The 12,538-nt window shown below is 63.1% G+C and carries 10 protein-coding genes; 2 read left to right on the top strand and 8 right to left on the bottom strand.

Going from position 1 to position 12,538, the window contains the following annotated elements; all coding sequences use genetic code 11:
- Positions 1-112: 112 nt before the first annotated feature.
- Complete coding sequence (locus DTP52_RS13200) at positions 113-1,561, bottom strand: aldehyde dehydrogenase family protein (RefSeq protein ID WP_109753761.1); 1,449 nt, start codon at positions 1,559-1,561, stop codon at positions 113-115.
- A complete protein-coding gene (locus DTP52_RS13195; protein WP_109753760.1) occupies positions 1,558-3,195 on the bottom strand; it encodes a 5-guanidino-2-oxopentanoate decarboxylase in 1,638 nt (545 codons plus the stop codon). Before DTP52_RS13195 ends, DTP52_RS13200 begins: the two co-directional genes overlap by 4 nt.
- Before the next feature lie 154 nt (positions 3,196-3,349).
- Between DTP52_RS13195 and DTP52_RS13190 the strand changes: the two genes are divergently transcribed.
- The gene (locus DTP52_RS13190; RefSeq protein WP_109753759.1) at positions 3,350-4,231 is read left to right on the top strand and encodes a LysR substrate-binding domain-containing protein; all 882 of its coding nucleotides are present in this window, start codon (positions 3,350-3,352) and stop codon (positions 4,229-4,231) included.
- A gap of 191 nt (positions 4,232-4,422) precedes the next feature.
- On the opposite strand, the gene DTP52_RS13185 is transcribed toward DTP52_RS13190, so the two are convergent.
- Entirely contained in the window at positions 4,423-5,442 is a 1,020-nt protein-coding gene (locus tag DTP52_RS13185; protein WP_109753758.1) for an alpha/beta fold hydrolase, read from the bottom strand.
- A 237-nt stretch (positions 5,443-5,679) separates the two neighbouring features.
- Positions 5,680-7,992, bottom strand: a complete 2,313-nt coding sequence (gene metE, locus DTP52_RS13175; protein WP_109753757.1) for a 5-methyltetrahydropteroyltriglutamate--homocysteine S-methyltransferase — start codon at positions 7,990-7,992, stop codon at positions 5,680-5,682.
- Positions 7,993-8,099: 107 nt separating this feature from the next.
- On the opposite strand from metE, the gene metR reads away from it, so the two are divergent.
- Complete coding sequence (gene metR / locus DTP52_RS13170) at positions 8,100-9,017, top strand: transcriptional regulator MetR (RefSeq protein ID WP_060740854.1); 918 nt, start codon at positions 8,100-8,102, stop codon at positions 9,015-9,017.
- 170 nt (positions 9,018-9,187) lie between these two features.
- Here the strand turns inward: metR and DTP52_RS13165 are convergent, their stop codons facing one another.
- The 4 genes from DTP52_RS13165 to DTP52_RS13145 form a co-directional block, all read right to left on the bottom strand.
- Positions 9,188-9,685: a GNAT family N-acetyltransferase gene (locus DTP52_RS13165; RefSeq protein WP_109753756.1), complete on the bottom strand. Its 498-nt coding sequence runs from the start codon at positions 9,683-9,685 to the stop codon at positions 9,188-9,190.
- A complete protein-coding gene (locus tag DTP52_RS13160) occupies positions 9,682-10,320 on the bottom strand; it encodes a LysE family translocator (RefSeq protein ID WP_109753755.1) in 639 nt (212 codons plus the stop codon). The genes DTP52_RS13165 and DTP52_RS13160 overlap by 4 nt, the downstream gene beginning before the upstream one ends.
- A 24-nt stretch (positions 10,321-10,344) precedes the next feature.
- The gene (locus DTP52_RS13155; RefSeq protein ID WP_109753754.1) at positions 10,345-10,761 is read right to left on the bottom strand and encodes an NUDIX domain-containing protein; all 417 of its coding nucleotides are present in this window, start codon (positions 10,759-10,761) and stop codon (positions 10,345-10,347) included.
- 216 nt (positions 10,762-10,977) lie between these two features.
- Entirely contained in the window at positions 10,978-12,342 is a 1,365-nt protein-coding gene (locus DTP52_RS13145) for an HD domain-containing phosphohydrolase (protein ID WP_109753753.1), read from the bottom strand.
- Positions 12,343-12,538 lie beyond the last annotated feature (196 nt).

Genomic DNA, 12,538 nt, shown 5'->3' with positions numbered 1-12,538 from the left:
CTGCGGCCATCCTGAGGTTGTGCAAAATCCCTGACTATCGAAAAAAACTCATTGAAGCCATGTTCCCCGCGCATGCCTTTTTTCGAGGCATGCGTGACCTGATAACGTGCCGTCAGACCGCCCGGACCACATGCTTGATTTCCTGGAACGCCGCCAAGCCCCAAGGTCCCAATTCACGGCCGAGACTGCTCTGCTTGTAACCCCCCCACGCCGCCTGGGGGAAAATCACCTGGGGTGCGTTAATCCACACCAGCCCTGCCTGTAACGCGTTGGCCACCTGCTCGGCAGTCGTCGTATCACGGCTGACCACGCTGGCTACCAGGCCGAAACGGCTGTCGTTCGCCAGGGCGATGGCCTGCGCCTGGGTGCTGAAACGGCGTACGCACAGCACTGGCCCGAAGATCTCCTCGCACCACAACGCACTGTCCAGGGGCACGTCAGTGAAGATGGTCGGCTGTAAAAAAAAGCCGCGCGACAGATGCGCGGGACGCTGTCCACCGCACACCAGCGTCGCCCCGACGCTCAAGCCTCGGTCGATGTGCCCCAGCACCCGCTGGTATTGCGTCTGGTTGACCAGCGCGCCCATCTCCACGTCCGGGTCGAACGGGTCGGCCACGCGGATCGCCTCGGCGCGGGTCTTGAGCCGTTGCAGGAATTCATCGGCCAGTTCATCGGCGACCAGCACGCGGCTGGTGGCCGAACACATCTGCCCGGCATTGAAGAAACCGCCACCGCAGGCCAGTTCCACCGCCAGGTCCAGATCGGCATCGGCCAGCACCAGCAAGGACGATTTGCCGCCCAACTCCAGGCTCACGCCCTTGACCGTTTCCGCCGCTCGCTGCATCACCTGCACACCCACCGCATTGCTGCCGGTGAAGGAAATCTTCGCCACCCGCGGGTCCGCCGCCAGCGGCGCTCCGACTGCCAGGCCGGTGCCACAGACGAGGTTGAACACCCCGTCGGGCAAACCGCAGCCGGCGATGATCGATGCCAGTTCCAGCTCCGGCAGCGGCGTGACTTCCGAGGGCTTGAGCACCACGCAACAGCCGGCAGCCAGGGCCGGGGCGAGTTTCCAGGCGGTGGTGACCATCGGGAAATTCCACGGCACGATCAAGCCGACCACACCGCAGGGTTCGCGGCGCAGGCGTGCGCTGAAATCAGCGCTGGGCAAGGCCAGCGGACTGTCCTGGCGGGGGTCGAGGCCTTCGGCCAGTTCGGCGTAATACTCGAAGGTGGCGACCACGTCGTCGACGTCGATGGCCGCTTCGAACAACGGTTTGCCGTTGTTGCTCGATTGCAGGTGCATCAACCGCTCACGGGCTTCCCGCACGCCAGCGGCGATACGGCGCAGAAGCGCGCCGCGCTCGCTGCCAGAAGTGTTCGACCATGGGCCGAAAGCCTGGGTAGCGGCGTCCAAGGCCTGATCGACGGCGTGTTCGTCGCCGCCATAAACAGTGGTCAGCAGCGCCTCGGTCGCCGGGTTGATCACCCGCAACGGTTGATCGCCGGCCAACCACTCACCGTTGATGTAGAGCCCGTCTTGCGTGGTAGGGAAATTCATTTCGACACCTGCGTCATCCAGGTTGCCTGGTCGATTTCGATCAACGTCGGCCCCTGCCGATCGCAAGCGGCGAGCAATGCGGTATGCAGTTGCGCTACGCCGTCGATGGCTTCGGCCGCGCAGCCCAACGCCTTGGCGACACCGATGAAGTCCGGGGTGTAGATGTCCACGCCCACCGGTTCGATGGCGCGGTTGACCATGTATTTCTTGATCTCTTCGTAGCCCTGGTTATTCCACAGCAGCACGATCACCGGTGTGCGCGCCTCCACGGCGCTGGCCAGCTCCGGCAGGGTGAATTGCAAGCCGCCGTCGCCAATCAGGCACACCACCGCCGGGCGACCGTGGCCCAGGTCCTTGCCGCCGAGCCAGGCGCCGATAGCCGCCGGCAAGGCGTAGCCGAGGGTGCCGTAGCCGGTTGACGAGTTGAACCAGCGACGTGGCCGCTCCAGGTTGAAGGTCAGGTTGCCGGTGTACACCGGCTGGGTGGAGTCGCCGACGAATACCGCGTCGGGCAACGCCTGCAAAACGCTGTCGAGAAACAGCGTCTGGGCGCGGGTCGCAGCGTCCCAGCCGCCCTCCAGATCGGCCCGCAACCGCGCGGCGCGTGCAGGGCCCCAATCGCCGCAGCGCTCGGCCAAGGGCTGCGCGTTCAACTCGTCGAGCAGAGCCCGGGCAGCCGTGCGTGCGTCGGCCACCAGGGCCAAGCGCGGTGGATAGTTGCGCACGGTCTGGTCCGGGTCGATGTCGATACGCAGCAACGCGCCGGGGATCTCGAAGCCGCCAGCAAAGGTGATGTCGTAGTCGGTTTCGGCCAGCTCGGTGCCGATCGCCAGCACAACATCCGCCTCGGCCACCAGGGCGCGGGTAGCGACCAGGCTCTGGGTGGAGCCGATCAGCAGGGGATGCCGGGACGGTAGCATCCCCTTGGCGTTGATGGTCAACGCCACGGGCGCGCCGAGGCGTTCGGCCAGTTCGGTCAATTCGGTCGCCGCGTCGAGAGCGCCGCCGCCGGCCAGGATCAAGGGCCGTTTGGCCGACGCCAGCATAGCCGTCATTTGCTCCACGGCACTCGGTGCAGCGCCCGCACGGCTGATGCTCACCGGTGTGCTGGCGAGCAAAGCGTCAGCGTCTTCGACCAAAACATCCAAAGGAATTTCGATATGCACCGGTCGCGGCCGCCCGGCCTGGAACAAGGCAAAAGCCCGGGCCAGCACGCCGGGCAATTCAGCAGCGGACATCAGCGTGTGGGAAAACGCCGCCACCCCGCCCACCAGCGCGCTCTGGTTCGGCAATTCATGCAACTTGCCGCGCCCGCCACCCAACTGGTTACGCGACTGCACGCTGGAGATCACCAGCATCGGGATCGAATCGGCGTAGGCCTGGCCCATGGCGGTGGTGATGTTGGTCATGCCGGGGCCGGTGATGATGAAGCACACGCCGGGCTTGCCGCTGACCCGCGCGTAGCCGTCAGCCATGAAGCCTGCGCCCTGCTCGTGACGCGGGGTCACATGGCGGATGCTGGAACGGGCCAGCCCGCGGTACAACTCGACGGTGTGCACGCCGGGGATGCCGAACACCTGCTCCACGCCATAACCTTCGAGTAACTTGACCAGTACTTCGCCACACGTCGCCATTGCCATTGCCTTTTTCTTGTAAAGGGCTCCGCACAGCACGCGGCGGGTCCCTTTTTGTTTGGGGAATGGCGTTATTGGAACGGTCCGACCATAGCGGCAACAATGGATAAAAAGTCATACTAGCCATGTCCTCACGTCATGGCTTGGATCCGAAATGAAACGACTTCCCCCGCTGCCGGCGCTCCATACGTTTCTGATCACGGCCCAGTGCTGCAACTTCACCCGGGCCGCCGAGCAGCTGCACATCACCCAGGGCGCGGTGAGCCGACAGATCGCCGGGCTGGAAGATCATTTGGGTTATGCGCTGTTCCAGCGCCAGGCGCGCGGCCTGAGCCTGACCGCCGAGGGCCTGGCGTGGCTGCCACGGGTGCAGCAGGTGTTCAGCCTGATCGGCGAAGCGGTGGAGCAGATCGGCGAAAAGCGCCAGACCCTGCAACTCAAGGCCCCGACCTGTGTGATGCGCTGGCTGCTGCCACGCCTGTTGCAATGGCAGAAGGAACGGCCGGACGTACCGGTGGAGCTGACCACCACGGTCAGGCACGGTGTGGATTTCCAGCGTGAAGCCTTCGACGCCGCGGTGATCTATGGTCCGCCACCCGATGCCTCATTGGCGTGCCTGCACCTGTTCGATGAACAACTGACGCCTGTCTGTTCTCGCCCGGTCCTGGAAGGCTCCGTACCTCTGCGTGAACCCGCCGACCTGCAACAACACCTGCTGTTGCACCCCACCCGTGACGAGCGCGACTGGAACGCCTGGCTGGAAGCGGCCCATGTGCACTTGAGCAATGTCAGCAAGGGCCAGCACTTCGAAACCCTGGACCTGGCGATGTCCATGGCCTCCCAGGGCACAGGCGTGGCGATTGGCGACTGGTCGTTGATCGGCGACGACCTGAGCGCCGGCAGGCTGGTGATGCCGTTCGAATTGAAGGTCAAGACCGGGTTGGGCTACCACCTGGTGCATCCGCGCAAACCCGAGGCGTCGGGGCCGTTGCAGGAATTGATGGGGTGGTTGGTGGAGCAGGCTCAAGCGCGGTAGAGGCTGACCCTCCCCCTTCAAAGGTGAATGAAACTGTGGCGAGGGAGCTTGCTCCCACTGGGTTGCAAAGCAACCCCATAATCTACCCAGCCACCTTGATGCCTCGGGCTGAACCCTAGGGGCTGCTGCGCAGCCCAGCGGGAGCAAGCTCCCTCGCCACAAAAGCCCAGTCCTTTAAAAAGAAGGTGCTATCAGAGCAGATTCGGCGCCTGCACCGGCTCGATCTGCGCCCAGTGCGAAGTGTCTTCGCGGTGCTGCTGCAGGTACGGCAAAACCGCCCCCAGCAACGGTGCCTTGAATGCATCCTGGAAGCGATGGGCCAGGCCCGGGATCAGTTTCAATTGACTGCCTTGGATGTGCGCCGCCAAGTGCACGCCGTGCATCACCGGCAGCAACGGGTCGGCGGTGCCGTGGACCACCAGGGTCGGCACCCGCAGTTGGTTGAGCAGCGCCACCCGGCTCGGCTCGGCCATGATCGCCATGATCTGGCGCTTCACGCCTTCGGGATTGAAGGCCCGGTCATAGGCCACGGCAGCCTGATGCAGCAATACCTGGCGATCATCCACCACCATCGGACTGCCCAGCGCGGCCAGCAGGTCGGCCTGTTGTTGCAATGCCGCTTCGCGATTCGGCGCACTGCGTCGCGATAGCAACTGCACCAGCGCGGCGCTGGGTGCGGGCAGGCCTTCGGCACCGGAACTGGTCATGATCAGGGTCAGGCTTTCGACCCGCTGCGGCGCCATGGCGGCCATGTGCTGGGCGATCATCCCGCCCATGCTCACACCCAACACGTGGAAGCTTTGCACCTGCAAGGCGTCCATCAACCCCAGCCCGTCGTCAGCCATATCGGTCAAGGTATAAGGCGCGGCCACGGGCAAGCCGAGCTTGTAACGCAGGGCTTCGAAGGTCAGGTTGGCGCTGCCGGGCGCTTGGCGCCAGGTGGACAGGCCGACGTCGCGGTTGTCGTAGCGGATCACCCGGAAACCTTGCTCGCACAAGGCGACCACCACTTCATCCGGCCAATGGATCAACTGCCCGCCCAGGCCCATCACCAGCAGCAATGCCGGATCGGAAGCACGGCCAACGCTCTGGTAGGCCAGGCTCACCTGATCCAGATCGACCCGTTGGGTCGCAACATTGACATCACAACGAGACGCCGCCATCGACGGCAGGCCGAAAAACAACGCGGCCAGGAAAATGAATACACGCATGAAGAAACACCGAAACGCAGAACCCCAGTAGAGCGCGAGTCTGATGAAGTTTGTTCAAGCGCGCTGCCACAGTTGCGTGACAGTTTGATGAAGATTGCCGAGTGGTTGCCTGCGCAAAGGATGTATCTGTGGGGGCAAAGCTTGCTCGCGATACAGGCACCTCGATTCCAGAGAGATCGCGTTGGCTTCATCGCGAGCAAGCTTTGCTCCCACAAGTCCCGGCTCAAGGTACCGGTTTCAGGCCAACTGGCTACGCAACTGCCGCGCCGCCGCCACCATGTTCACCAACGCCGCTTCCGTCTCCGGCCAGCCCCGGGTTTTCAGCCCGCAGTCAGGGTTGACCCACAGCCGCTCAGGCGCGATTCGTTTCACTGCCTTGCTCATCAGCGCGATCATCTCGGCGGTGTCCGGCACCCGTGGCGAGTGGATGTCGTAGACGCCCGGACCGATGTCATTGGGGTAGTCGAAGGCCTCGAACGCGTCGAGCAGTTCCATGTCCGAGCGCGAGGTTTCGATGGTGATGACATCGGCGTCCATGTCGGCGATGGCCTGGATCACGTCGTTGAATTCGCTATAGCACATGTGGGTATGGATCTGGGTTTCGTCGCCCACGCCCGATGCGCTCAAGCGGAAGGCCTCCACGGCCCAGTCCAGGTACGCCTGCCATTGCCCGCGACGCAAAGGCAGACCTTCGCGGAACGCCGCCTCGTCGATCTGCACGATCTTGATCCCGGCCTTTTCCAGGTCCAGCACTTCGTCGCGCAGGGCCAGGGCCAGTTGTCGGGCCTGGACCTGGCGCGACACGTCTTCGCGGGGGAACGACCACATCAGCATGGTCACGGGACCGGTGAGCATGCCTTTCATGACCTTGTCGGTCAGGCTTTGCGCGTAGCGGATCCAGTCGACGGTCATGGCATTCGGTCGGCTGACGTCTCCATAAATGATCGCCGGCTTCACGCAACGCGAGCCATAGCTCTGCACCCAGCCGAAACGGGTGAAGGCGTAGCCGTCCAGTTGCTCGGCGAAGTATTCCACCATGTCGTTGCGCTCGGCTTCACCGTGCACCAGCACATCCAGGCCCAGGCGTTCCTGGATCTGCACGGCATGGCGGATCTCGGTATGCATGGCATCCTGATAATCGTTGGCCGACAGCTTGCCTTGCTTATAAGCCTGACGCGCCAGGCGGATCGCCGGGGTCTGCGGGAAGGAGCCGATGGTGGTGGTGGGAAAAGGGGGCAGTTTCAGTCGGGCACGCTGCTCCTCGATGCGCTTGGCAAACGGCGAACACCGCTGGCTGTCCTGTGGCCCGATGGCCGCCAGGCGCGCCTGAACCTCGGCTTTATGAATGCGCGTCGAGCTGGCGCGACCGGTCTGCACGTCACGGCTGACGGCCAGGGCCTGCTGTACACCCGGGGCCTGTGGATCGTTGAGCGCATCGCGCAACACCGCCACCTCACCGCACTTCTGCACGGCAAAGGCCAGCCAGCTTTTGAGTTCCGGATCGAGCCGGTCTTCGCGTTCCAGGTCCACCGGGCTGTGCAACAGCGAGCACGAAGTGCTGACCCAGAGGTTGTCGCCAAAGCGCTCCTGGGCCGGTTGCAGTTGCGCCAGCGCCTGTTCCAGCTCGCAGCGCCAAATGTTGCGACCATTGACCAGGCCCACCGAGAGAATCTTGTAGGTCGGCAGGCGGTCCAGCACTTGGCCCAATTGTTCCGGGGCGCGCACCGCGTCGATGTGCAAGCCGTCCACCGGCAGGCTCACCGCCAGGCCGAGGTTGTCTTCCAGGCCACTGAAATAAGTCGCCACCAGTTTTTTCAGCGGCGAATACTGGAGGATGTGATAGGCACGCTCGAACGCGCTTTTCCAGGCCTGGGGCAGGTCGAGGGTGAGGATCGGTTCGTCGATCTGCACCCACTCCACGCCCTGAGCCTTGAGCCGATTGAGGATTTCCCCGTAGACCGGCAACAGACGCTCCAGCAGGCCGAGCTTGTCGAAATCCGCACCCTTGGCCTTGCCCAGCCACAAGTAGGTCAACGGGCCGATGATTACCGGTTTGACCTGATGGCCCAAGGCATGGGCCTCGTCCACTTCATCGAACAACTGCTCCCAGCTCAGGGCGAAGGTCTGGTCGGCGGAAAATTCCGGGACCAGGTAGTGGTAGTTAGTGTCAAACCACTTGGTCAGTTCCTGGGCGTATTGCGCCTGGCCGTGGTCGGCATTGCAGCAACTGGCCGTGGCGCCACGGGCCATGGCGAACAGGGTGTCGAGGGTCGGTCGGCCCTGGGCATTCAAGGTGCCGTGGAAACGTTGTGGGACGGCGCCCAGGGTCAAGGTATGGCCCAGCACCTGGTCGTACCAGGCAAAGTCGCCGACGGGCAGCAGGTCAATGCCGGCGTCTTTCTGCAATTGCCAGTGCCGGGCCCGCAGTTCGCGTCCCACCGCTTGCAGCGCGGCCGGGGCCAGGTCGCCCTTCCAGTAGGCTTCGAGGGCTTTTTTCAGTTCGCGGTCGGCGCCGATGCGGGGAAAACCGAGGGTGTGGGCCAGGGCCATGGTGTGCGTCCTCCTATAAAAGATGGCGCTATTGTCGACAGCACGGCCCACATGAGACAAACTCAACCTTTTCGTGTTGATCACAAGTTTTACTCATGGAGCCCACGGTGCTTGAACTCCGTCACCTCAAGACCCTGCACGCCCTGCGCGAAGCCGACAGCCTGGTCGAAGCCGCCGAACGCCTGCACCTGACCCAGTCCGCTCTCTCCCACCAGTTCAAGGAACTGGAAGAGCGCCTGGGCATGCAGTTGTTCGTGCGCAAGACCAAGCCCGTGCGCTTCACCAGCGCCGGCCTGCGCCTGTTGCAACTGGCCGATGCCGCCCTGCCGTTGCTGCGCAGTGCTGAACGGGACATCGCCCGCTTGGCTGGCGGCACCGCCGGGCGCCTGCACATGGCCATCGAGTGCCATAGCTGCTTCCAGTGGTTGATGCCGACCATCGACCAGTTCCGCGATGCCTGGCCGGAAGTCGAACTGGACCTGGCCTCGGGCTTCGCCTTCGCTCCATTGCCGGCCCTGGCCCGGGGCGACCTCGACCTGGTGGTGACCTCCGACCCGCTGGAGCTGGCCGGTATCACGTACGTGCCGTTGTTCACCTACGAAGCGATGCTCGCCGTCGCCAACCAGCATCGGCTGGCGGGCAAGCCCTACATCGTGCCCGAGGACCTGATCAGCGAAACCCTGATCACCTACCCGGTGGAGCGCGACCGCCTGGACATCTTCACCCGTTTCCTGGAACCGGCCGACATCGAACCGGCCCAGGTCCGCACCTCTGAATTGACGGTGATGATGATGCAACTGGTGGCCAGCGGCCGTGGCGTGTGCGGCATGCCGCACTGGGCCCTGCATGAATACAGCTCGCGGGGTTACGTGAAAGCCAAGCGGCTGGGGGAGAAAGGCTTGTTTGCCACGTTGTATGCGGCAGTGCGGACCGACATGCTCGACGCGCCGTACATGCGCGATTTTCTGCTGACGGCCAAGGACACCTCGTTTTCGACATTGGATGGGGTCAGTGCTGTGCGCTGACTGGCGGCCTTTGTGGCGAGGGGATTTATCCCCGCTGGGCTGCGAAGCAGCCCCCAAGGCAGGCAACTCGGTGTGTCAGGAAGATTGAGTTCACTGCTTTAGGGCCGCTTCGCGGCCCAACGGGGATAAATCCCCTCGCCACAAAAGCGCAACGGTCATGGTCACAGGGATTAGAGCTCGAGCCACATGTGGATTTTGTCGAGGTATTGGTCGTCCACGCGGATCGCCATTGGCTCGAGGCCGTACAGGACGAAGCCGCAGCGCTGGTAGAGCTTGACCGCCGGGTCGTTGCCGGCGGTGACGGTCAGTTGCACCAGGCGCAGAAAGGGATAGCGCCGGGCTTCGTCGAGGGCGGCCTGCACCAGTTGGTAGCCGAGCCCGCGATGGCGATGCTCATCGGCGACGTACATGCCGAACAGCAACGCCTTGTGCCGGGCTTTTTCCCGGGGCTCCAGGGCCAGGCCGACGATGCCGACCAACGCTTGCTCGACAAACGCCCCCAGCAGCACATCGAACCGGCTGCCCAGGCGCGATTCCCACCAGTTGATGGGCAACTTCGCCCGCTCGTTGACGCTGGAGGTGAAGGCCTGCGGATGCAGGGCGTACGCCTGGAGCATCAGTTGGCGATACACCTGGGCATCGCCGGCCCGCAACCGTCGGATGCTCACGCCGAACGCCGTTGCTCAAACATCAGGCGCAACGCCAGCGCACCGAGCACAAACCCCATGAAGTAACGCTGCGCCGCCAGCCAGGTCGGGTTGTGGACGAACCACGAGGCAATACCGGCAGCGAACAGGGCAATCAACAGGTTGACGCTGAAACTGACGCTGATCTGGGTCAGCCCCAGGACAATGCTCTGGGTGAACAGTGAACCGTGTTCCGGGCTGATGAACTGCGGGAACACCGACAGATAGAACACCGCGATCTTGGGATTCAGCGCGCTGGTGAGAAACCCCATGGTGATCAACTTGCGCGTCGAGTCCGCAGGCAATTGCTGGGCCTCGAAGGGCGAACGCGCGCCGGGCTTCACGGCCTGCCAGGCCAGCCACAACAGGTACAGCGCACCGGCCCATTTCAACAACTCATAGGCCACGGGCACCGCCAGGAACACCGCCGTCAACCCGGCGGCGGCGGCGAACATGTGCACGAAGAACCCCGCCACCACTCCCAGCAGGGAGGTGACGCCGGCCTTGCGGCCCTGGCAGATCGAACGGGAGATCAGGTAAATCATGTTCGGGCCAGGCGTCAGTACCATCAGCAACGCGGCGGCGGCGAAAATCAACAGGTCCGGCAGTGGAATCATGAGCATCAGTCCTTGAGGCGTGAATCAGCAGGTGGCGAGATGTGTCGCTCGATAAAACGGCAGGATCACCTCGCCTGTCAACGGTGCCAGCACAAGATCATTGTCACCGGCCGGGTCGATCCAGCAAATCTCTTCAATCTCGGCAGCCGGCGAAACCGGCGCGTCGATGCGTAGCAAAAACACCTCGGCCTGCACGACGAACCCCGGTTCGTTGGCCGCCGGAGCGCTGAACACGCCCAGGTGCCGGGCCTGTGCCGGGTCGATCTGTAAGCCAAGCTCCTCTTCCAATTCACGGGCCAGCGCCTGCACCGGCTGCTCATGGGCCTCGATCTTGCCGCCCGGCTGCATGAAGGCCCGGGTGCCGCGCTTGCGCACCAGCAGGGTTCGCCCGTCCGACCCGAGCAGCAGGGCGGCGGCGATACGGATGAGGGGAGTGGTCATGGGAGATCAAAGCCTTGGGCGGGGAAATGCCGGGGAGATTACAGACCAGGACGGAGGGAGAAAAGCCTGGCACCCGTTTCGGCACACGCACAGCCCCCTGTGGGAGCGAGCCTGCTCGCGATGACGGAGTGTCAGTCGATTTCTTTTTTAACTGATACGCCGCCATCGCGAGCAGGCTCGCTCCCACAAGGAATCGCAGTGACCGCTAGAGGTCTGTCACCCCAAAATCGGCTTCGGCACCGAAGGGTCGGCCTCCTCGGGGATTTTGACGAACACGCTGTACCGGGCCCCCTCCATCGCTTCGAAGGCGATGAGTTTTTCCACCAGTGGAGCGCTCAGGACCTTGCCGGCGTTGAGCAACAGCATGCCGTTGTCGGCGTTGAGGTTACGCGCCAGGATCATGCCCGCCGCCAGTTCCCGGGTATTCATGACCTTCACCGTCGGGTCCGACAGGGTCACGTCTTCCAGGTATTCGCCACAGGCCTTGATGAAGTCCTCGATCATGTCCGGGTCGTATAGCTTGCCGGCGTATTTGCGGATATAGACCAGCGCTTCGTCACTGTTCATCTGCCGTTCGAGGATCAAGCCGCGTTGCAGCTCGATGAAGTCCACCGCCAGTTTCAACAGCCGCGAACCGAACGGAATGGCATCGCCCTTTAGGTGCTCGGGGAAACCGCTGCCGTCCCAACGCTCCTGGTGGTGGCGAATGATCCGCGCCGCGTCCTTCATAGGATCCAGGGTCATCAGCAGCGATTCGCTCTGCTTCGGATAGGCGCGGTACAGCTCGAGCTCAGTGTGGTGCAGCATGTCGGCGGGCGTGACCATCATGTTGTCGGTCCAGCTCAGCTTGCCGATGTTGTAGAGCGCCGCGGCCATGGTCAGGTCGCGGTCGGTGGACTCATCGAGGAAATGCAGCCGGCTGTAGACCCTGATCAACTCGATGATCTGCCGGTTGGTCTGCTTGGCCTTGGGCAGGCGCAGGTTGGCGATCAGCGAAAACACCTCGGTGCTGGTCACATAACTGCGCTTGAGCTCGTCATAGGCCAGGTCGAGCATGTCGGCGGTCTGCTGCAACTCGGAGGTGCGCGACGCCACGCGTTTTTCCAGGGTGGCGTTAAGGGTCTTGAGTTGCTGGTTCTGCTCGCGATTCAGCGCTTCGAGGCGCTGGCGCTCGCTTTCGGAATGCTGGTGAGCCAGGGCCTGGCGCAGGGCCTGCACCAATTCCTCATCGTTCCAGGGCTTGCTGAGGTAGCGATAAAGCTGCCCCTCGTTGATGGCCTTGGTCATCATGTCCACATCGGCATAACCGGTGAGCAGGATGCGCAAGGTCGATGGATACAACTTGCGGATCTCGGCCAGCAGCGTGGCGCCATCCATGTTCGGCATACGCGCGTCGGTCATCACCAGGTCGACCGGCCGTTCCTTGAGGATTTCCAGGGCCTTGGCACCACTGTCGGCCAGCAGGATTTCGTATGGCTGACTGCGCAATAGCCGACGCAGGCTATTGAGAATCGACTCTTCGTCATCGACCAGCAGCACCGTCGGCTTCTTTACCGGAACGTCCGGCGATTGATCTTCCATTTGAAACCCCCTCCTGATTCACGACAACCGTTCTACCTTAGCCCCAAAATACAGGCTAGTAGATTGCGAAAATTTAGACACATTTGCCATCAGTGCACGAGCGCATCCCGATCAGACAGCTATGCTGTACCCCATGAAGGGCCATGTACAGGCCGAATACTCATGCCAGCGAAAGGGATATCAGATGTTTCCAGGG

Origin of the sequence: Pseudomonas sp. 43mfcvi1.1, assembly GCF_900115935.1 — a bacterium.
Lineage (GTDB): Bacteria > Pseudomonadota > Gammaproteobacteria > Pseudomonadales > Pseudomonadaceae > Aquipseudomonas > Aquipseudomonas bijieensis.
This window is presented reverse-complemented; position numbering and strand designations above follow the sequence as displayed.

What these genes read in the sequence shown, in the direction of transcription:
- DTP52_RS13185 (WP_109753758.1), bottom strand. Translation starts at nt 5,442, where the DNA reads ATGCGTGTATTCATTTTCCTGGCCGCGTTGTTTTTCGGCCTGCCGTCG.
- metE (WP_109753757.1), bottom strand. Translation starts at nt 7,992, where the DNA reads ATGGCCCTGGCCCACACCCTCGGTTTTCCCCGCATCGGCGCCGACCGC.
- DTP52_RS13155 (WP_109753754.1), bottom strand. Translation starts at nt 10,761, where the DNA reads ATGACCACTCCCCTCATCCGTATCGCCGCCGCCCTGCTGCTCGGGTCG.
- DTP52_RS13145 (WP_109753753.1), bottom strand. Translation starts at nt 12,342, where the DNA reads ATGGAAGATCAATCGCCGGACGTTCCGGTAAAGAAGCCGACGGTGCTG.
- DTP52_RS13160 (WP_109753755.1), bottom strand. Translation starts at nt 10,320, where the DNA reads ATGATTCCACTGCCGGACCTGTTGATTTTCGCCGCCGCCGCGTTGCTG.
- DTP52_RS13190 (WP_109753759.1), top strand. Translation starts at nt 3,350, where the DNA reads ATGAAACGACTTCCCCCGCTGCCGGCGCTCCATACGTTTCTGATCACG.
- DTP52_RS13195 (WP_109753760.1), bottom strand. Translation starts at nt 3,195, where the DNA reads ATGGCGACGTGTGGCGAAGTACTGGTCAAGTTACTCGAAGGTTATGGC.
- DTP52_RS13200 (WP_109753761.1), bottom strand. Translation starts at nt 1,561, where the DNA reads ATGAATTTCCCTACCACGCAAGACGGGCTCTACATCAACGGTGAGTGG.